This window comes from Lentzea sp. NPDC037011, assembly GCF_055607425.1.
This window is the reverse complement of sequence record NZ_JBVJRT010000005.1, coordinates 217338-235743: the sequence shown is the minus strand read 5'-3', so window position 1 is coordinate 235743 and position 18406 is coordinate 217338. Positions and strand designations below refer to the sequence as shown.

Here is an 18406-nt window from a genome sequence, read left to right as displayed (position 1 = left end):
ACTAGCGGCGGCGGCCCGCCTTCAGCGGCGCGACGTCGGCGCCGTCGTGCGAGATCCGGCACTCCTCCGGCGTCACGGCCTCGACGGCCAGGGTCAGCTCGCCCTTCACCCCCGTGTAGATCGACTCGCCGCGCGAGGCCAGCGAGGCGTGCACGCGGTTGGAGTCGGTGAAGTCGCGCTCGTCCTTCACCCGCTTCTTGCCGGTCTCCTCCGGGCGCGTCGCGCTGCGCAGGTTGACCTCGAGCCAGGCGGCCACCTCGGCGGGCGAGGTCAGCACCTCCTCCGGCGTGCGCTCCAGGCGGACCTGGCGAGGAGAGGCGTGGTCGAGCGAAGTGTGCTCCACATAGGCGTGCCAGTGGGTGTTGCGCATCGACCAGGTCTGTTCGACCGGCCAGTCCTCCTCGGTGGTCATGCTCCTATCTTCCACCCTTAGCGCGTGGAAACGTGAGGAGGTCACGCACGTTGATCTCGCGGTCCACCCGCACGGCCGAAGCGAGCCGCCGGTCGTGGGTCACCAGCAGCAACGTCCCCTCGTAGGTGTCCAGGGCCTGTTCGAGCTGCTGGATGGCCGGCAGGTCCAGGTGGTTGGTCGGCTCGTCGAGCACCAGGCAGTTCGTCCCGCGCGCCTGCAGCAGCGCCAGGCCCGCGCGGGTGCGTTCGCCCGGTGAGAGCTCACGGGCGGGGCGCAGCACGGCGTCCGCGCCCACCCGGAACTTCGCCAGCAGCGTGCGCACCTCGACGTCCTCCAGGCCCGTCGCGTCGGCGACGATCCGCAGCACGGGCGTGCTGGAGCTGAACTCGGCGCGCAGCTGGTCCACCTCGCCGACGACGACGCCCGGCCCGATCGAGCGTTCGCCGCTCACGAGCGGGATGCGGCCGAGCAGGGCGCCCAGCAACGTCGACTTGCCCGCACCGTTCGGGCCGGTGATCCGCCACCGCTCCCCCGCGCCGATCGTGAGGTCGACCGGTCCGAGCGTCACGTCGCCGCGGCTCACGACGGCCTGGCGCAGCGTGAACGCGACCGAGCTGCCCCGTCCCGCGCTCGGCAGGGTGAGGCGCAGCTCCCAGGCCTCGCGGGGTTCCTCGACCTCCTCCAGCCTCGCGAGCCGCCGGTCCACAACGGACGCCTTCGCGCCGAGCGACTCCGCGGCGCGCTTGCGGCCGGCCCGGACGTTGCGGTCCGGTTCGTCGTTCAGCGCCTTGGCGTTCGTGGCCCGGCGGGCACCCTTGCGCGACCACTCCCTGGTCTGCCGCGACCGCTGCACGAGCGAGTCGCGCTGGGCCGTGTAGCTCTCGTACTCCTCGTGCGCACGCCGTTCCGCGTTCGCCCTCTCCTCGACGTAGGCGTCCCAGCCGCCGCCGAACACGGTGAGGCCGTGGGTGAACTCGTCGAGCTCGGCGATCTCGGTCGTGGTGCACGCCAGGAACTCCCGGTCGTGGCTGACGAGCACGATCGCGCCCGGGTGGCCGTTCACGTGCGCCTCCAGGAGGTCGAGCCCGTCGGCGTCCAGGTCGTTGGTCGGTTCGTCGAGCAGCAGCACGTCGGCGCGCGTGAGCAGCACCGCCGCCAGCCGCAGCCGCGCCTGCTGGCCGCCGGACAGCTCGTCCGGCGCACGGCTGTCGAGCAGGTCGGCGGGCAGGCCGAGGCGCTGGCACACGGCCTCCGCGCGGTCGTCGAAGTCACCGGCACCGATGGCGGTCCAGTGGTCGAGCGCGTCCGGGTAGTCCGCGCCGCCGCCCGCGGCCAGCTGCTCGGCCGCGCGCTGCAGCCACGCCTCCGCGGGCGCGACGCCGGTGCGGCGGGCGAGGTGGTCGCGCAGGGACTCCCCGGCCACGGGGAGGGTCTCCTGCGTCAGGTGCGCGACCGTCCCGGTGGCCGAGACGGTTCCGGTCTCCGGCGGGAGCTCCCCCGCGAGCAGGCGGAGCAGCGTGGACTTGCCGACACCGTTGGGTGCGATCAGGCCGACGCGGTCACCAGGCGAAACATCGAGATCAACCTCCGAGATCACGGTCCTCGGACCGAACGACAGCGAAATCTTCCTGGCTGTCAGCACGGACACGCTCACGACGCTACTGGCCGCGGCAACTGGTTAACTGGACCTTGTTGCTAGTAGGTTGCAAGAACCAAGAGATTGCAATTGGAGAGATGACATGGCCCAGTACGTGCTGCCGGATCTCGACTACGACTACGGCGACCTGGAGCCGGCGATCATCGGCGAGATCAACGAGCTGCACCACGGCAAGCACCACGCGGCCTACGTGAAGGGCGCGAACGACACGCTGGAGCAGATCGAGGAGGCCCGCGACAAGGAGGCCTTCGGGTCGATCGTCGGACTGGAGACGACGCTCGCGTTCCACCTGGCCGGCCACGCGCTGCACCAGGTGTGGTGGAAGAACCTGAGCCCGAACGGCGGCGACAAGCCGGTCGGCGAGCTCGCCGCCGCCATCGACGAGCACTTCGGCTCGTTCGACAAGTTCCGCGCGCAGCTCAACGCCGCCGCGTCGTCCATCCAGGGTTCCGGCTGGGGCGTCCTCGCGTGGGAGCCGATCGCCCAGAAGCTGATCACGTTGCAGCTCAAGGACCACCACTCGAACCTGTCGATCGCGGTCACGCCGCTGCTCGCGTTCGACATCTGGGAGCACGCGTACTACCTGCAGTACCGCAACCTCAAGGCCGACTACATCAGCGCGCTGTGGAACGTCGTCAACTGGGAGGACGTCTCCGCGCGCTTCGAGGCGGCGCGCACCGGCCGCAACGGCCTGCTGCTGCCCTGACGCTTCGGCGGTGGATGCTCCGACAAGCCCCCGCTGCCGGACACGACGAGGCCCCCGCTCTGCCCAGAGCGGGGGCCTCGTCCGTTCCCGAACTGACTGCCGCTCCCACCACGAAGCGACGAGACTTAGGTTAGCCTAACTTCTCCTTCTTGGGAAGTCCTCCGCACCAGACCCCGCGCGACCAGCTCGACCACGGTCGCGACGGCGGCCACCTCGACCGCGAGCAGGGCGAGCAGCACGAGCAGCTGCAACGCGCCCGCCTGCCACACCGGTGCCCCGCCCAGCAGCATGCCGACGAACGCGCCGGGGAGGGTGACCAGCCCGACCGTCCTGGTCTGGTCGAGCGGCGGCAGCAGCGCCTCGGCGGCGGGCTGGCGGACGAGGAACCGGACCGCCACCGGCTCGGCGAACCCGAGCGCCAGCGCCGCCTCGTACTCGCCGTGCCGGTCCCTGAGCGTGTCGAGCGCCCTCCTGACCGCCAGGATCGTGGTGGTCATGGCGCCGCCGATGAGGATGCCGCCGATCGGGATCAGCGCGATGCCCTTGACCGGCACGAGCCCCAGCCCGACCAGCAGCCCCAGCGCGGGAACGGTGCCGATCAGGACGGCGGCCCCGACCCACGCGCCCTGCCAGCCGGTCTTGGTGCGCGCGGCGGCCGTCGCGGTCGCCACCGTGGCCATCACGACGAGGAACGCGGCGGTGAGCCCCAGGTGGGTCAGGACGACCGTGATGACCGCGCTGACGGCGGCGAGCTGGAGCACGGCGCGGACGGCGGCCTTGACGAACGGTGCGGGCCTGGTGAGCCCCGTCGCCCACGCGACGCCGGCGGCCGCGGCCGTGAACACGAGGCAGACGACCAGCAGCCGGACCCAGTCAGTGGTGATGACCATGCACGGGATTTACCACCGGTCGCGGTGCGCGGCCACGAACGCCCCGAACGACCTGGGCGGATGCCCGGTGACGTCCTCGACCGCACTGGTCACCCGGTCCTCCGCGCCGCCCGCGATGGCCTCGTCCAGCGCGGCGAGCAACGCGGCGAACTCCGGTGGCAGGTGCTGCCCGAGCCGCTCGGCCAGCTCGGCCGCGGGGATCGAGCGGTGGCGAACCCGGACACCGGTCTGCTCGGTGATGATCGCGGCCGCCTCGGCGTACCCGAGCGCCTGCGGACCGGTCAGCACGTGCTCGGTGTTGTGCGCGTCCCCGGTGAGCGCCGCGACGGCCACGGCGGCGATGTCGCCGGCGTCGACGAAGGCGACCCGCCCGTCACCCGTGGCGGTGACGATCTCGCCCTGCCGCACGCCCTGCGCGACCGCGTGGTCGCCGAGGAAGTTCTGCATGAACCACGAGGGGCGCAGGACCGTCCACTCCGGGAGCTGCCGCACCAGCCGGGCGTTCGGGTCGTCCGGCAGCGCGGACGAGCTGAGGAGCACGACCCTGCGGTCACCAGATGCGGCGAGGAACCGCTCGACGTGCGGCGCGGGGTCGATCTCGCCGACGGGCGGGACGAGGTAGACGGCGTCGGTGCCCTCCAGCGCGGGCGCGAACGTCTCCGGCCGGTACCAGTCGAACCCGGTGCGGCGCGAGGCGATGCGCGGGTCTTCGAGCCGTTGTGCGACGCGACTGCCGGTCGTGCCGGTGCCGCCGATGACGAGGACGGTCACGAGAGCTCCTCGACGGCCAGCGGGTTCCAGTAGTCGCGCCACTCGGCGATCTGCCCGTCCCGCTCGGTGATCACCACGACGTAGCGGTTGCGGAACGGCTTGCCGGAGGCCACGAGCTCTCCCCCGAGGTCGAACTCCGCCACGGTCACCGCCGGGTCGGCCGTCCGGTGCACCCGCTGCCAGAGCACCTCCCTGACGTCGATCATCTTCGGGTAGTCGCGCATGTAGTGGCGGACGCCCGCCCGGCCGGTGACCTCCCTCGGCCAGCCCTCCGGCGCGAACGGGAACTCCATCCGCCCGTCCTCGGCCCACAGCCCGGCGAACCCGGCCATGTCCTTCTTGATCAACAGGTCAAGCGCTCGGTCCAGCACGACGCCCCTCCGGATAGGACGATACGGTTTCGTCTCGACCTACGTTAGACGGGACGGGACCGTATCGTCCACACTGAGGGCGTGACCAAACGCGCCCCCACCGGAGCAGCCGTCCTGCAACCGCACGTCACCGCCGCGATCTCCGAGGCGGTGCTCGACGAGCTGGCCGCGTCCGGCTACGGCCGGCTGTCCATGGAAGCGGTCGCCAAACGCGCAGGCGTCGGCAAGAGCGCGCTGTACCGGCGCTGGCCGTCCAAGCAGGACATGGTGATCGCCGTACTGGCGGAGCTGAGCGTGCCCGCGGCCGAGGTGCCGCAGACCGGCACGTTGCGAGCTGACCTGCGCGCGATGCTGCAGGCCGTGCACGACTGGCTGGCGCACCACCGGATCTCGGCGATCCTGCCGGACCTGATCGCCGAGGGCGGGCGCAACCCGGTGCTGGCGGACGCCATCGCCGTCGGCGTGGGACAGCCGCGGCGCGACATCGCGTCGGTGACGCTGACGCGGGCGGTGGACCGCGGGGAGCTGCCAGCCGACCTCGACGTCGACGTGGCGCTGGACGTGCTGGCGGGGCCGATCTACTGGCGGCTGGTGGTGCGGCACGCGCCGGTGGACGACGGGTACCTCGACGGGCTGACCGAGTTCCTGCTGCGGTCGCTGGGCGCGAGCTAGTCCCGGACTAGGCGTCGTCGAGGCCCTGCTGCGCCCCGCGTGATCCGCGCCTCGCCGCCCCGCGTTGCCAGTAGAAGACTCCGTACCCGATGATCCCGAGCAGACCGCCGCACAGGGTCGTCCAGAGCAGGGTGCTGTTCGAGCGGTCGACGACGAGCACCACGAGAAAACCGAGGAACCACAGCGCCGTCCCCCCGAGCACCACGGGCACGGGATCGGCCAGCCGGTGCGGCAGCGGCGGCGGGCTGGGGGCGGGGTCGCGTTCGGACACGGGGTTAGGAGACCAGATGCTGGACGGGTTCTTCAAGATTTCCGAGCGCGGGTCCACCGTGGCGCGGGAGGTGCGCGGCGGTGTCGTGACGTTCTTCACCATGGCGTACATCGTGGTGCTGAACCCGCTGATCATCGGCAGCTTCGCCCCGACGGGGCCCGGCGCGCACCCGGACGTGCTGGGCAACATCCTGCCGGTCGGGCAGGTCGCGGCGGTGACGGCGCTGGTCGCCGGTGTGATGACCATCCTCTTCGGACTGGTCGCGAACTACCCGTTCGCGTTGGCCACGGGGCTCGGCATCAACTCGTTCGTGGCGGTCAGCGTCGCGGCGAAGGTCAGCTGGCCGGAGGCGATGGGACTCGTCCTCGTCAACGGCCTGGTGGTGCTGCTGCTCGTGCTCACGGGCGTGCGGACGGCCGTGTTCAACGCCGTGCCGAACGAGCTCAAGGCCGCCATCGCGGTGGGCATCGGCCTGTTCATCACCTTCATCGGCCTGGTCGACGCCGGGTTCGTGCGCAGGCTGCCGGACGCGGCGAACACGACGGTGCCGGTCGGGCTGGGCATCAACGGGTCGATCGCGAGCTGGCCGACGCTGGTGTTCGTGGTCGGCCTGGTGGTCACGGGCGTGCTGTTCGCGCGCAAGGTGAAGGGCGCGATCCTCATCGGCATCGTCGGCACGGCGATCTTCGCGATCGTCCTGGAGGCGGTCGTCAAGGCGGGACCGTCGGCCGGCACCAACGCCAAGGGCTGGAACCTCGGCTACCCGGCGCTGCCCGACCAGGTCTTCGGCGTCCCCGACCTGTCGCTGCTCGGTGACGTGTCGTTCGGCGCGTGGACGCGGCTGCCCGCGCTGGCCGCGGCGTTGATCGTGTTCACGCTGGTGCTGACCGACTTCTTCGACACCGTCGGCACGATGACCGGTCTCGGCAAGGAAGCCGACCTCATCGACGAGGACGGCCAGCTGCCGAACGTGAGCAAGGCGCTGTTCGTGGACGGTCTGGGCGCGGTCGCCGGTGGTGCGGCGTCGAGCTCGTCGAACACCGTCTACATCGAGTCGGCGTCGGGCATCGCGGAGGGCGCGCGGACGGGTCTCGCGAACGTCGTGACCGGCGTGCTGTTCCTGCTGGCGATGTTCTTCACGCCGCTCTACGAGGTCGTGCCGATCGAGGCGGCCGCACCGGCGCTGGTGGTCGTCGGCGCGCTGATGATGATGCAGATCCGCGAGATCGACTTCAGCGACTTCACCGTGGCGCTGCCCGCGTTCCTCACGATCGTGGTCATGCCGTTCACCTACTCGATCGCGAACGGCATCGGCGCGGGCTTCGTCAGCTACGTGCTGCTCAAGGCGCTGACCGGCCGTGTCCGCAGCGTCCACCCGCTGATGTGGGTCGTGTCGGCGGCGTTCGTCGTCTACTTCGCACTGGGCCCGATCCAGGCGCTGCTGTCCTGACGTTCGGCGAGAAACCATTTTCGTGAGGTATGCTAACTACGTGGCGAACGAAGAGCACGGTCTGGCGAGCAGGCTCAGGCTTGCCGTCGTCCGCCTCAACCGCCGGCTGCGCGCGCAGCGCACCAACTCGGCGGTGTCGCTGACCCAGGTGTCCGCGCTGTCCACACTGCACAAGTGCGGACCGCTGACGCCCGGTGAGCTCGCGGCCAAGGAAGGCGTGCAACCGCCGTCGATGACGCGGGTGATCGCGGCGCTGGAGGAGTTCGGCTTCGCCACGCGCAGCCCGCACCCCACCGACGGCCGTCAAGCGATCGTCGAGCTGACCGGCGAAGGCTTGTCCTACCTCCAGGACGAGATCACCGCGCGCGAGGCGTGGCTGGACAAGCGGCTGGCCGAGCTGCGGCCGGAAGAACGCGAGCTGCTCTCCAGGGCGGCCGAGATCATCGACAGGATGGCGGGGCAGTAAGGACGTGTCGGGTTACGCGGGTGGTGGAGCGGAGACCTCGTCACCTCGGCGTACCGGGATGTTCTCCTCACTTCGCATCCACAACTACCGCCTGTACGCCTCCGGGCAGATCATCTCGCTGGTCGGCGTGTGGATGCAGCGCGTCGCCCAGGACTGGCTGGTCCTGGAGCTGACCGACGGGTCGGCCGTCGCGCTCGGCATCGCCGCGTCCCTGCAGTTCCTGCCCGTCCTGCTGCTGTCCATGTGGGGCGGTGTGCTGGCCGACCGCATGGACAAGCGGAAGCTGCTGCTGTGGCTGGAGTCGGCGCTCGGCCTGTGCGCGCTGGCGCTGGGCCTGCTGGACGTGACCGGTGTCGTGGCCCTGTGGCACGTGTACGTGCTGTGCTTCCTGCTCGGCTGCTTCTCCGCGGTGGAGACGCCGGTGCGGCAGTCGTTCGTCGTGGAGATGGTCGGCCGCGAGTCGCTGACCAACGCCGTCGCGCTGAACTCGATGATGTTCAACCTGGCCCGGATCATCGGCCCGGCGGTCGCGGGCCTCGCGATCGTCGCGATCGGCACCGGCTGGGTGTTCGTCGCGAACGCCGTCAGCTTCGTCGGCGTGGTGCTCGGCGTGTGGCTGATGCGGACCTCGGAGCTGCTGCGCTCCGACCCGGTGCCGCGGGCCAAGGGCCAGCTGCTGTCCGGGCTGCGGTACGTGCGCAGCCGGCCGGACCTGATGACCGTGATGCTGCTGGTGTTCTTCATCTCGACGTTCGGCTTCAACTTCTACCTGACCCTGGCGATCATGGCCCGCAACGTCTTCGGCGGCGACGCCGACGCCTACGGCCTGCTGTCGACCCTGATCGCGGTGGGCACCCTGGCCGGCGCGACGGTCGCCGCCCGGCGCAAGACCCCGCGGATGTCGGTGTTCATCGGGTCCGGTGTGGTGTTCGGCGCGCTGGAGGTCGTGTCCGGCCTCATGCCGACGATGCTGCTGACCGGCCTGATGATGATCCCGGTCGGCGTGGCGATGATGACCTTCAACACCACCGCGAACGCCACCGTCCAGCTCGCCGTCGAACCGGAGATGCGCGGGCGGGTCATGGGCATCTACATGCTGGTGTTCCTGGGCGGCAACCCCGTGGGCGGGCCGTTGATGGGGTGGCTCGGGGAGGTCAACGGCCGCGCGCCGATCATCGTCGGCGGGGTCCTGTCGGTGCTGGTGACGGTGACCGCGTGGGTGATCCTGGTGCGCCGCGGGGACGTTGCTTGGCCGTGGTCCAAGAAACGCGGATCGGGTGAAGACCCCGTTTTCGCAGATCAGGCTGAGTGCGCGGGAACGCAGAAGTCACTATCCTGATGGACATGACGGCTCTGCCTGACTGGATGCGCCCACCGCGCCCCGAAGGCTGGTACGCGGAGGATCTCGACCGCCTGCCCGAGGCCCCTCGCCACACCGAACTGATCGACGGAGCCCTCGTCTTCATGATGTCGCCGCAGCGGTCGTGGCACGCCCGCATCGTCACCGGGCTCACCGTCGAGCTCGCCGCGCAGGCACCGGACGGCGTCCTGGTCGAGCGCGAGATGACCATCCGGCTCGACGAGCGCAACCGCCCGGAGCCCGACCTCCTCGTGTCGAGCGCTCCCTACGTCCGGGACCGGACGTGGTTCGAACCCACCGACGTCCTGCTGGTCGTCGAAGTCGTGTCGCCGGAGTCCGAACACCGCGATCGAACCGTCAAGCTCCGCAAGTACGCGGAGGCGGGGATCCGGCACTACTGGCGTGTCGAGGACGAGGACGGGCTCTCGGTGGCCCACGTGTACGAGTTGGATGAGGCCACCCGTGCCTACGCGCCGGCGGGCATCTTCCGCCACGTGCTCGAGGTGTCCCTGCCGTTCGCGATCAGCATCGAGCTGGACGCCCTGGAACAGGGCCGCTACCGGCGCTGACCGTCAGCCCAGCAGGGTCGCCGCCGTCGGTTCGGTGATCAGCGCCGCGAACGTGTGCCGGTCCTCCCACCGCTGCGTCACCCACGCCAGCGCCCGTGCCAGGCCCTCCGGGGTGTCGGCCGCGTGCGGGACGTCCGCCATCCACCAGTCCACCCGCTGACCGTCGACCAGCAGCTGCTCGTGCACCACCACGACACCGTCGGGCAACGGCACTTCGAGCAGTTCGCAGGCCATCCGCACGGCCGCGAGGTCGTGCCACTGCACGATCTCACCGACGTGGTCGGGTGAGCCGTCGAACTCCTCGGAGGCCAGTGCCAGGTCCAGCAGGTCGGCGAGCTCCTCCGAGCCCTCGGCGAGCAGGACGCGGGACGCGGGTACGACGCCCAGGAGCCACGGGTGGTCCAGGACCACCACGTCGTCGGCCGGGACGACCTCGCCGGACAGCACGCGGACGCGTGCGGGGGGTGCGAAGTCGCCATCGGGCAGTGCCGCGTGGGCGCGGAGCACCACGGCGTCCGCGATGGTGCGGCCGGGGTCGGCGAGGCGGCTCAGGACCAGCTCGGCATCGTCGTCGTCGAGGATCTCCAGGCGGGAGCGGACGCCGGCGGCGCGCAGCACGTGGTCGGGGAGCTCCAGGTCCGGCACGACGTCGAACAGGCCCTCCAGGGCCGTGGCGCCGGGCAGGCGGTACTCCTGCGGGGCGCGGCCCGCGAGCGTGGCGTGGCGGGCGATCCACCAGCCCGTGTAGCCGTCGGGTTCGGTGACGGCACGCCAGGTCACCGGGTCGGCGGCGAGCAGGCGCAGGGCCGCGGGCCAGTCGGCGACCAGGTCGAGGTCGCGGACGGCGACGACGCGTGCCGGTTCGTCGGGGCCGGCGGTCCACCAGGCCTGTTCGTCGGCCAGGTCGTGGTCTGGGCCGGCCGGTTCGTCGTCGACCACCAGGGTGAAGCCGTCGACGACGCCGAGGGCCACCAGCGCGGTGCGCGGGTAGGTGTCGGCGACCTCCTTCGACAGCACCGGGAACGCGTCCGACTCCAGCACGCCGACCAGCGGCGAGTCGGGCAGCAGCAGCTCGTCGGCGCGGTGCCACTCGCCGGCGGCGTCGGGCAGGGCCAGTGCGCCGAGCCACGGTTCCTCACCGGCGCGCAGGGCGGCGCGGTCGACGAGGCGCAGCACGGTGTCGATCAGGTCGTCGGCGTCGAGGCCCGCTTCGGCGTCCTCCAGCGACCGCGCCACGTTCTCGCGCAGCGACGGGTCGGCCAGCAGCTCGGTGGCACCCGCCTCGACGGCGCCCAGGCGGACCAGCAGCGGGTGCACGGCGTCCGGGTGCACGACGCGCAGGCCGGGCAGCGGTTCGTCGGCGATCAGGGTGGTGCGCGGGCCGGTCACGGTGCGGCCGTCGGCCAGCGGCACCGGCAGCGACTGCAGGGCCTCGCGCACGTCCGGGTCGACCTCGGCCAGCGGTGCGAGGGCTGCGTAGACGTCGTGCCACCAGCCGGGGTCGCCGTCGATGCCCGCCAGCGCGGCGACCACCTCGGCGATCGAGACGCGCGGGACCTCCAGCGCGGCCAGCGCCTTCGCGTGCACGGGAGCGGACAGCTCGGCGTCCAGCAGGCCGGGCAGGGCGTCCTCGACCAGCTCGACGAGCTCCTCGGAGCCGACGTCCAGGACGCGGGCGCGGGCCGGGGCGATCCACTCGCCCGACGCCAGCGGCAGCCATTCGGCCGAGCGCAACGCCCGCAGCACCGCCGCGCGCAGCCGGTCGTCCACTTCGGACAGCGGGAAACCGGGCAGCGGCACCAGTGCCGTGCGCTCGACGGCGGGAACGCGGGCGACCAGCCGCGGGTACAGGGCCGCGGCCGACTCCAGCACCGCCCACGCGGCGGCACCGGGCAGCACCCGGCGGCGCGAGGGTTCGACCGGCACGGTCGCGATCAGGCGGGCGGGCAGCGACAGGCGCTCGTCGGTCGGGGTCGGCGCGTGCAGCACGTCCTCGCCCAGCGGCTCGTCCAGCGGGTACGCCCACGTGGCGGTCCACTGCGGACGGTGCTCCACGCCCTGCACGAGCTCGGCGGGCAGCTCACCGGAGACCTGCTCGACCAGCCAGCGCGCCGTCCCGACGGTCACCACGCCGTCGGCGGTGACGAAGCGCTCCCACGACTGGGAGCCGATCTCGACGCGGCGCAGCCCCGGCAGCGCCAGCAGCAGGTCCGGCACCTCGGCGGCGAGGTCGTCGAGCGACAGCTCGACGGTCAGCGGCAGCCGGACCTCGGTCGTGAACCCGTCCGGCACCGGCTCGTCGCACGGCCACACCAGCCGCAGCACCGGCACGTCACCGCCGCGTTCGGCGGCCAGCTCCGGGACCTCCGTGCGGGTGCGGGCGGCGGAGAACTCGACACCACCGGACACCGAGACCACGCGCGGCGCGTCCGTGACGGCCAGCACGGCCGCGAACCCGACGCCGAACTGCCCGACGCCCGACTCCTTGGCCGAGGCCCGCAGCGAGGCCAGTGCCGCCACGCCCGCGGCGGTCAGCGGCGCGCCGGTGTTGGCCGCGCGCAGCTCCCCGTCGACGAGGGTGATCCTCAGCACACCCGGCGTCTCGCCCGCGGCGTCGGCGGCGTTCTGGGCCAGCTCGACCAGCAGGCGATCGCGGTAGCCGCCGATGCGGAGGTCCTCCTCCGCGTTCGCGTCCTCGCGGAACCGGGTGGGCGAACCGCGCCAGGCCGCGAGGACCGAAGTGCGCAGGGCCTCGGTGCCGAACGGGTCGGTCACTCCGAGACGTCCAGCTGCGCGTCGTCGTAGACCAGGTCGGCGACCGGGACCATGGGGCTCATGTCGACCTCGACCTGCGAGTGCGCGCCGCAGCCGTACTCGACGTGCACGACGTGGCCGTCGGCCGGCGCGATCTCGTTCGCGCACACGCCGAACGCGGCGCCGAACGCACCGGCCACGCGGGTGTAGAAGCCGCAGGTGCCGCAGTGCGCGGGCGCCGAGCGGGCCATGTCAGAGCGGGGACCGAAGTCGGAGGCGAGCCAGCGGTCGGCGGCGTCGAGCCGGCCCTCGCGGGACAGCACGCGCTCACGGCCGAGGCCGATCTCCAGCGCGACCTCCTCGACGGCCGGGTCGTCGGACTGGACGTGGCCGGAGACCAGTCGCGGATCGTCCTCGCGGGCCGGGAACAGGTCGCCGACGCCGAGGTCACCGGCGCGAACCCGTTCACTCCAGGGCACCCACTCCGGGGCGACCAGCGCGTCCTGGCCGGGCAGCAGCACGACCTCGCTGACCGACACCGGGGAACCCTCGCCCGCGCAGGCGACGGTCACGGCCCAGTTCCAGCCGCGGTAGCCCGCGTGCTCGGCCTCGAAGAGGTGCGTCACCGAGAACTCGTCCTCGGCGGACACCCCCACATGAGCACCGACGCGGTCCAACCCGGCTTCCTCCTGCGCGGCGGCGCGGGCGAGGTCAACGGCGTCGGCGAGCAGTTGCGTGGCGTTCACGAGCTGAATTGTGCCGCAGGACTTCGCGGGGACGAAAACTCGTGCCACCCTCCGTGGGGTGCGCTCACCCGTCTGGCTGGTCCTCGTCGCGGTTCTCGCCGCCTGTTCGGCCCAGCAGGAAACAAAACCGCAGGTAGAAGTCCTGCAAAAGATTCCGCACGACACAACCGCGTTCACCCAGGGGTTGGAACTCGTCGACGGCGTCCTCTACGAGGGCACCGGTCTGGAGGGCGAGTCGTCGATGCGGGCGCTCGACCCGGCGACCGGCGAGGTGCGCAAGGAGGTCGACCTGCCGCAGGAGCTCTTCGGCGAGGGCATCACGGTCGTCGGCGACACCATCTGGCAGATCACCTGGCGCAACGGCGTGGCGATCGAACGCGACCGGAAGACGTTCGACGAGATCCGCCGCGTGTCCTACGACGGTGAGGGGTGGGGCATCTGCCACGACCAGTCCCGGCTGGTCATGAGCGACGGCAGCGCGCAGCTCACCTTCCGCGACCCGAAGACGTTCGCCGAGACCGGCAGCGTGCGGGTCACGCGGGACGGCAAACCGCTCGCGCAGCTCAACGAGCTGGAGTGCGTCGGCGGCGAGGTGTGGGCGAACGTGTGGAAGACCGACGAGATCGTGCGCATCGACCCGGCCGACGGGAAGGTGACGAAGACCTACGACCTGTCCTCGTTGAAGCCGCAGGGTGACGTCGACGTCCTGAACGGCATCGCGCACGTCCCGGGCACTGACGAGTTCCTGGTCACAGGCAAGAACTGGCCCACCGTCTTCCGGGTGCGCTTCCACTGAATGGGGCAGGATTGACGGTGTGACGGGCGACCGCGGGTGGAGTGACGAGCCGGCTCCGAAGCGCTACCCGTGGCAGGACGACGAGTACCGGCCGCGGTCGCGCGGCGCAACGCCGTCCGGGCAGGGGTCCGGGCACGGGTTCGAGCCCCCGCCGCGCCCGCAGAGCACCCGGCCGTTGCCGAACTCCGACCAGCAGACCACCCCGACGCCCAAGCCGCCGAAGAAGCTCACGGTCACCCGCGTCGCGTGGTTCCGCTCCAAGCAGCTGTCGCAGCAGGCGGTCGCGGCGTTCCGGCGCGCGGCCCACGCCGACGGTGCCGGGAAGTCCGGCATGTCGTCGGTCACCTACGCGGTGATGATGAACTACGCGGCCGACGCGGCGATGGCCGTGGCGCTCGCGAACACGCTGTTCTTCTCCGCGGCGAGCGCGGAGTCCAAGACGAAGGTCGCGCTGTACCTGCTGATCACCGTCGCGCCGTTCGCGCTGGTCGCGCCGGTGATCGGTCCGTTGCTGGACAAGGTCCAGCGTGGTCGGCGGCTCGCGCTGGCGGCGTCCTGCGTGCTGCGGATCGGCCTGTCGGTCGTGATGGCGCTGAACTTCGACAACTGGCTGCTGTACCCGGCGGCGCTGGGCAGCATGGTGCTGTCCAAGTCGTTCACGGTGCTCAAGTCCGCGATCACGCCGCGGGTGCTGCCGCCGGACATCACGCTGTCGAAGACCAACGCGCGCATGACCGTCTTCGGGCTCGCGGCGGGCGCGGTGTTCGGTGCGTTCGCGGCGGGCTTCGCGAACATCTTCGGCTCGCCCGGGGCGCTGTGGTTCACGGCGGTGCTGTGCCTGGCGAACGCGGTGCTGTGCATGCGCATCCCGTCGTGGGTCGAGGTGACCGAGGGCGAGGTGCCCGCGGCGCTGCGCTCCCGCAACCCGGCACGGCGGCCGATGTCGCGGCACATCGTGGTGTCGTTGTGGGGCAACGGTTCCATCCGGGTGCTGACCGGGTTCCTGACGTTGTTCGCCGCGTTCGTGGTGCGCGAGCAGACCGAGGGTGACGCGGTCCGGCAGTTGCTGCTGCTGGGCGTGATCGCCGGTGCCGCCGGAATCGGCAGCTTCCTGGGCAACGCGATCGGCGCGCGCCAGCAGTTCGGCAAGCCCGACGAGGTGGTGCTGGGCTGCGTCGGCACGGCGCTGGCCGCCACGGTCGTCGCCGCCGCGCTGCCGGGCCTGGTGACCGCCGCGATCGTGGGCCTGCTGGGCGCCACGGCCTCGTCGCTGGCCAAGATCAGCCTGGACGCGGTGATCCAGGACGACCTGCCGGAGGAGTCGCGCGCGTCGGCGTTCGGCCGGTCGGAGACGATCCTGCAGCTGGCGTGGGTGTTCGGCGGTGCGCTGGGCGTGCTGCTGCCGCCGACGTTCTGGATCGGGTTCCTGGTGGTGGCGGTGCTGCTGGCGCTGGGGTTGGCGCAGACCTGGATGTACCGCAACGGGACCTCGTTGCACCGGCTCGTCCGCAGGCCGGCCGGAGCCACCCCGTAGGCTGCCTGACGTGCGTCGACTTGCTGCTGCCCTGGCCGTTGGACTGCTCGCGCTGACGGGGTGCTCGCTCCCCCGCCACTACCCCGAGGTGACGTTCCACGCGAACGGCAAGACCATCCAGGTCGAGCCGGCGGTGTACTGCGACCTCGGCGGCGACAACTGCGCGGAGCGCAGCCAGCCCGCGAAGCTGAAGGTCCCCGCGGGCAAGGTCGTGCAGATCTCGGTCGACGGCCAGCTCGCCGACGGGCTGTGGGAGGCCGTGTTCCTGTACCGCGACGCGGCGGGCAAGGAGCAGACCACCGGCACCGGCCTGCTGGGCAAGGGCGAGAACTTCACGTACACGCTGTCGTTGCCGGACAAGACCGACCAGCTGCTCGGCATCGAGATCCACGAGGCGGCCGCCGCGGTGCTGGAGACCGGTCAGCCGCTGCTGCGCGGCTACTGGGCAGTCGAGGTGACGTCCTGATCCCTGCTGTGCCCTAACGGCGGCCGAACGCCTCCCACCACTCGCTGGGAGCGATGCGGAGAGCGCTGTCCAACAACGCCTTGCCGGTGTCGGTGACCACCGACTCCTGCATGGTCTGGATGAAGCGCTCCATCTTGGCGATGCCGGCGGCCTGGTACTCGCGGGCCTGCAGCAGCAGTTCGAGCTTGTCGGCGTCACGGGAGCAGCGCGCCTCGGGCGTGTGGTCGATGTCCTTCGCGGCCTCGTGCTCGGCGACCAGCGCCTCGACGTGCGCGGCCAGCGGCGCGGGCAGGTGCTGGACCTGGTCGCGCGCAACGGCTTCCGGCGGCACCTTCACGTCCAGGTACAGCTTGCCGACGTACGGGATGTCGCCGGTGCGCGCCTCGGGCACGTCGTGGAACAGGCCCAGCGTCGCCGCCCGGTCGGCGTTCGCGCCCTCCTGCACGGCGAGCGCGTACGCCAGAACGCCCACCCGGAACGAGTGGGCGGCGACCGACTCGGGGTGCTGGACCCCGGCGAACAACCACCCCGCCCTGGGCAGGCGCTTCAGCTGGCCGACCTCGTAGAGGAACTCGACGATCCGATCCGCGTCAGACATGACGCCGATCCTTTTACGGATCGAGGTCCCGCGCCACCGCTCGCACGACCTCGGCGACGAGCTTCATGCTCTTCTTGTCCGACGGGTAGCGGCCGCGGCGCAGGTCGGGCTGGACCTTGTTCTCCAGCAGCTTGATCATGTCCTCGATCAGGCCGTGCAGCTCCTCGGCAGGGCGGCGACGGGCCTCGGCGACGGACGGCGCGGGGTCGACCAGGCGCACGGACAGCGCCTGGGGTCCCCTGCGGCCCTCGGCCATGCCGAACTCGATGCGCTGGCCGGCTTTCAGGCCTTCGACGCCGGGTGGCAGTGCGGACTTGCGGACGTAGACGTCCTCGCCACCGTCCTGGGTGACGAACCCGAAGCCCTTCTCCGTGTCGTACCACTTGACCTTGCCGGTCGGCACCGCGCTCACCATTCCCTTGCTCTTGCACAACGAACGCGCCCCGGGGGCGTACCCAGGACGCGTCCCACCAGAGTAGCCAGAAGACCTTGGGGAAGGCACCTCCGTTAGCGCGACTACGCTGGCGGTATGACCGCTCCGAAGTTGATGCCGCTGGCCATCGGCCTGTTCGCCGTGGGCGTACTGGCGATCGTGGTGGTCTTCGCGCTGTTCCTCACCGGCCACGGCGACCTGCCCGTGTGGCTGAACGTCGCCGCCACCTACCTGCCCGCGATCGGGCTCGGGCTGGGGATCGTCGCGGTGATCAGGAAGTCACGCCGGAGGTCCTGAGCCACTCCGGGAACTCGCGCAGGTCCGCCAGCACGACGGCGGCGCCCGCCTCGACGAGCTCCTGCCGGCTGCACGGCCCGGTCACCACGCCCACGCCCACCGCGCCCGCCGCGGCCGCACCGCGCATGTCGCCGACGTGGTCGCCCACGTAGACGGCGGCGCCGTGCAGCTTCAGCGACTCGGCCTTGCCGGTGGACCACAGCTCGCCGTAGAGGTGGTCGACCTCCCAGCCCAGCGCCTCCAGGTGCAGTGCGGCGTTCTTGCGGTACTTGCCGGTGACGACCATGGTCTCGCCGCCGAGCTCGCGCACGCACGCCAGCGCGGCGGAGGCCCCCGGCAGCGCGACGGTCGCGGGGATCACGACGTCCGGGTAGAGCGCGCGGAACAACGTGATCAGCTCCGGGATCTCCTCCTCCGGCACGCCCATGTCGCGGTAGATCATGTCGAGGGGCGGGCCGAGGTTCGCCGCGAAGTGCTCGCCGTCGAGGTCGTGGCCGGTGCGGGCGGCGACCTCGTTCAGCACCGCGGCCATGCCCGGTCTGGGGTCGATGAGCGTCATGTCCAGGTCGAAACCCACGGTGAGAGGCACAGAACTCGACTCTACGTCTTTACAAAATCCGTAACTGTGTAAAGCTGTCCGTGTGAGCGACATCACCGAACTCCTGATCGAGTCGGCCGCCGACCTGTTGGCGGCACACGGGTTCCACGGGTTGCGCATGATCGAGGTGGCCAGTCGCGCGGGGGTGAGCAGGCAGACCGTCTACAACGAGTTCGGCAACAAGGAGGGGCTCGTCCAGGCCGTTGCCGCGCACCGCACGGAGGAGTACCTGGCGGGCATCGCGCAGCGGCTGCGGCAGGACCCCGACCCGTGGCGGGCCATGCGGCTGGCGTTCCGGTTCACGTTCGAGCAGACCGAGAAGGACCGGCTGGCCTCGGCGGTGCTCACCGGGCAGGACGCCGAAGACCTGTTGCCGTTCCTCACGATCCGCGGCCACCCCGTGCTGTTCCAGGCCACCGAGGTGGTCGAGCGGCACCTCACCGAGCACTTCCCCGGCAAGCACGTGCGGTTCACGGCGGAGACGACCGTGCGGCTCGCGCTGAGCCACCTGCTGATGCCCAGCGGGGACCTCGACGGCGCGATGGACGCCGTGATCACGGTCGCGCGCCTGACACTGGAGGCCTGACTC

22 protein-coding genes are annotated in these 18406 nt (G+C 71.3%); 11 read left to right on the top strand and 11 right to left on the bottom strand.

Going from position 1 to position 18406, the window contains the following annotated elements; all coding sequences use genetic code 11:
• Position 1: 1 nt before the first annotated feature.
• Together ACZ7CH_RS16610 and ACZ7CH_RS16605 are read right to left on the bottom strand one after the other, a co-directional pair.
• Entirely contained in the window at positions 2–412 is a 411-nt protein-coding gene (locus ACZ7CH_RS16610) for a hypothetical protein (RefSeq protein ID WP_360385579.1), read from the bottom strand.
• Positions 413–416: 4 nt separating this feature from the next.
• Positions 417–2060 carry an ABC-F family ATP-binding cassette domain-containing protein gene (locus tag ACZ7CH_RS16605; RefSeq protein WP_470374272.1) on the bottom strand — a complete coding sequence of 548 codons (1644 nt, stop codon included), beginning with the start codon at positions 2058–2060 and terminating at the stop codon, positions 417–419.
• A 91-nt stretch (positions 2061–2151) separates the two neighbouring features.
• Between ACZ7CH_RS16605 and ACZ7CH_RS16600 the strand changes: the two genes are divergently transcribed.
• Positions 2152–2775 carry a superoxide dismutase gene (locus tag ACZ7CH_RS16600; protein ID WP_360385575.1) on the top strand — a complete coding sequence of 208 codons (624 nt, stop codon included), beginning with the start codon at positions 2152–2154 and terminating at the stop codon, positions 2773–2775.
• Positions 2776–2900: 125 nt separating this feature from the next.
• Here ACZ7CH_RS16600 and ACZ7CH_RS16595 read toward each other — a convergent pair whose 3' ends face one another.
• The 3 genes from ACZ7CH_RS16595 to ACZ7CH_RS16585 are packed head-to-tail and all read right to left on the bottom strand — an operon-like array spanning position 2901 to position 4807.
• A complete protein-coding gene (locus tag ACZ7CH_RS16595; RefSeq protein ID WP_470374271.1) occupies positions 2901–3665 on the bottom strand; it encodes an ABC transporter permease in 765 nt (254 codons plus the stop codon).
• A 9-nt stretch (positions 3666–3674) separates the two neighbouring features.
• A complete protein-coding gene (locus tag ACZ7CH_RS16590; RefSeq protein WP_360385571.1) occupies positions 3675–4436 on the bottom strand; it encodes a Rossmann-fold NAD(P)-binding domain-containing protein in 762 nt (253 codons plus the stop codon).
• Positions 4433–4807, bottom strand: coding sequence for a nuclear transport factor 2 family protein (locus tag ACZ7CH_RS16585; RefSeq protein WP_360385569.1), 375 nt, complete (start codon positions 4805–4807; stop codon positions 4433–4435). Before ACZ7CH_RS16585 ends, ACZ7CH_RS16590 begins: the two co-directional genes overlap by 4 nt.
• Positions 4808–4888: 81 nt before the next feature.
• On the opposite strand from ACZ7CH_RS16585, the gene ACZ7CH_RS16580 reads away from it, so the two are divergent.
• Positions 4889–5479, top strand: coding sequence for a TetR/AcrR family transcriptional regulator (locus tag ACZ7CH_RS16580; RefSeq protein WP_360385567.1), 591 nt, complete (start codon positions 4889–4891; stop codon positions 5477–5479).
• 7 nt (positions 5480–5486) lie between these two features.
• Here ACZ7CH_RS16580 and ACZ7CH_RS16575 read toward each other — a convergent pair whose 3' ends face one another.
• A complete protein-coding gene (locus ACZ7CH_RS16575) occupies positions 5487–5750 on the bottom strand; it encodes a DUF2530 domain-containing protein (protein WP_360385565.1) in 264 nt (87 codons plus the stop codon).
• 16 nt (positions 5751–5766) lie between these two features.
• Between ACZ7CH_RS16575 and ACZ7CH_RS16570 the strand changes: the two genes are divergently transcribed.
• The 4 genes from ACZ7CH_RS16570 to ACZ7CH_RS16555 are packed head-to-tail and all read left to right on the top strand — an operon-like array spanning position 5767 to position 9595.
• Entirely contained in the window at positions 5767–7200 is a 1434-nt protein-coding gene (locus ACZ7CH_RS16570; RefSeq protein ID WP_360385563.1) for an NCS2 family permease, read from the top strand.
• A gap of 40 nt (positions 7201–7240) precedes the next feature.
• Positions 7241–7666, top strand: a complete 426-nt coding sequence (locus tag ACZ7CH_RS16565) for a MarR family winged helix-turn-helix transcriptional regulator (protein WP_360385561.1) — start codon at positions 7241–7243, stop codon at positions 7664–7666.
• A 58-nt stretch (positions 7667–7724) separates the two neighbouring features.
• On the top strand, positions 7725–9005 hold the full coding sequence (locus tag ACZ7CH_RS16560) for an MFS transporter (protein ID WP_470374270.1): 1281 nt from the start codon (positions 7725–7727) through the stop codon (positions 9003–9005).
• Between the two features lie 5 nt (positions 9006–9010).
• Entirely contained in the window at positions 9011–9595 is a 585-nt protein-coding gene (locus tag ACZ7CH_RS16555) for a Uma2 family endonuclease (RefSeq protein WP_470374269.1), read from the top strand.
• A gap of 3 nt (positions 9596–9598) precedes the next feature.
• Here ACZ7CH_RS16555 and ACZ7CH_RS16550 read toward each other — a convergent pair whose 3' ends face one another.
• Positions 9599–12370 (bottom strand): sacsin N-terminal ATP-binding-like domain-containing protein, encoded by a 2772-nt coding sequence (locus tag ACZ7CH_RS16550; RefSeq protein ID WP_360385557.1) that lies wholly within the window; start codon positions 12368–12370, stop codon positions 9599–9601.
• Positions 12367–13095, bottom strand: a complete 729-nt coding sequence (locus ACZ7CH_RS16545) for a DUF3027 domain-containing protein (protein WP_360385555.1) — start codon at positions 13093–13095, stop codon at positions 12367–12369. The genes ACZ7CH_RS16550 and ACZ7CH_RS16545 overlap by 4 nt, the downstream gene beginning before the upstream one ends.
• Positions 13096–13153: 58 nt before the next feature.
• Here ACZ7CH_RS16545 and ACZ7CH_RS16540 point away from each other — a divergent pair, with 58 nt between their 5' ends.
• The 3 genes from ACZ7CH_RS16540 to ACZ7CH_RS16530 are packed head-to-tail and all read left to right on the top strand — an operon-like array spanning position 13154 to position 15891.
• Positions 13154–13891, top strand: a complete 738-nt coding sequence (locus ACZ7CH_RS16540) for a glutaminyl-peptide cyclotransferase (RefSeq protein ID WP_360385553.1) — start codon at positions 13154–13156, stop codon at positions 13889–13891.
• Between the two features lie 10 nt (positions 13892–13901).
• The gene (locus tag ACZ7CH_RS16535) at positions 13902–15425 is read left to right on the top strand and encodes an MFS transporter (RefSeq protein WP_458434259.1); all 1524 of its coding nucleotides are present in this window, start codon (positions 13902–13904) and stop codon (positions 15423–15425) included.
• Between the two features lie 10 nt (positions 15426–15435).
• Positions 15436–15891 carry a DUF2771 family protein gene (locus tag ACZ7CH_RS16530; RefSeq protein WP_458429548.1) on the top strand — a complete coding sequence of 152 codons (456 nt, stop codon included), beginning with the start codon at positions 15436–15438 and terminating at the stop codon, positions 15889–15891.
• A 13-nt stretch (positions 15892–15904) separates the two neighbouring features.
• Here the strand turns inward: ACZ7CH_RS16530 and ACZ7CH_RS16525 are convergent, their stop codons facing one another.
• Both ACZ7CH_RS16525 and ACZ7CH_RS16520 read right to left on the bottom strand, forming a co-directional pair.
• Positions 15905–16489, bottom strand: a complete 585-nt coding sequence (locus ACZ7CH_RS16525) for an HD domain-containing protein (protein ID WP_458429549.1) — start codon at positions 16487–16489, stop codon at positions 15905–15907.
• 13 nt (positions 16490–16502) lie between these two features.
• The gene (locus ACZ7CH_RS16520; RefSeq protein WP_360385545.1) at positions 16503–16892 is read right to left on the bottom strand and encodes a cold-shock protein; all 390 of its coding nucleotides are present in this window, start codon (positions 16890–16892) and stop codon (positions 16503–16505) included.
• A 126-nt stretch (positions 16893–17018) separates the two neighbouring features.
• On the opposite strand from ACZ7CH_RS16520, the gene ACZ7CH_RS16515 reads away from it, so the two are divergent.
• Positions 17019–17219, top strand: coding sequence for a hypothetical protein (locus ACZ7CH_RS16515; RefSeq protein WP_360385543.1), 201 nt, complete (start codon positions 17019–17021; stop codon positions 17217–17219).
• Here the strand turns inward: ACZ7CH_RS16515 and ACZ7CH_RS16510 are convergent.
• Positions 17194–17808 (bottom strand): HAD family hydrolase, encoded by a 615-nt coding sequence (locus ACZ7CH_RS16510; RefSeq protein ID WP_458429550.1) that lies wholly within the window; start codon positions 17806–17808, stop codon positions 17194–17196. The genes ACZ7CH_RS16515 and ACZ7CH_RS16510 overlap by 26 nt on opposite strands.
• Before the next feature lie 52 nt (positions 17809–17860).
• Here ACZ7CH_RS16510 and ACZ7CH_RS16505 point away from each other — a divergent pair, with 52 nt between their 5' ends.
• Positions 17861–18403 carry a TetR/AcrR family transcriptional regulator gene (locus tag ACZ7CH_RS16505; protein WP_360385539.1) on the top strand — a complete coding sequence of 181 codons (543 nt, stop codon included), beginning with the start codon at positions 17861–17863 and terminating at the stop codon, positions 18401–18403.
• The last annotated feature ends 3 nt before the right edge of the window (positions 18404–18406 follow it).

Coding starts and splice junctions, on each gene's coding strand:
- ACZ7CH_RS16610 (WP_360385579.1), bottom strand. CDS start 412: ATGACCACCGAGGAGGACTGGCCGGTCGAACAGACCTGGTCGATGCGC.
- ACZ7CH_RS16600 (WP_360385575.1), top strand. CDS start 2,152: ATGGCCCAGTACGTGCTGCCGGATCTCGACTACGACTACGGCGACCTG.
- ACZ7CH_RS16595 (WP_470374271.1), bottom strand. CDS start 3,665: ATGGTCATCACCACTGACTGGGTCCGGCTGCTGGTCGTCTGCCTCGTG.
- ACZ7CH_RS16570 (WP_360385563.1), top strand. CDS start 5,767: ATGCTGGACGGGTTCTTCAAGATTTCCGAGCGCGGGTCCACCGTGGCG.
- ACZ7CH_RS16560 (WP_470374270.1), top strand. CDS start 7,725: ATGTTCTCCTCACTTCGCATCCACAACTACCGCCTGTACGCCTCCGGG.
- ACZ7CH_RS16555 (WP_470374269.1), top strand. CDS start 9,011: ATGACGGCTCTGCCTGACTGGATGCGCCCACCGCGCCCCGAAGGCTGG.
- ACZ7CH_RS16525 (WP_458429549.1), bottom strand. CDS start 16,489: ATGTCTGACGCGGATCGGATCGTCGAGTTCCTCTACGAGGTCGGCCAG.
- ACZ7CH_RS16515 (WP_360385543.1), top strand. CDS start 17,019: ATGACCGCTCCGAAGTTGATGCCGCTGGCCATCGGCCTGTTCGCCGTG.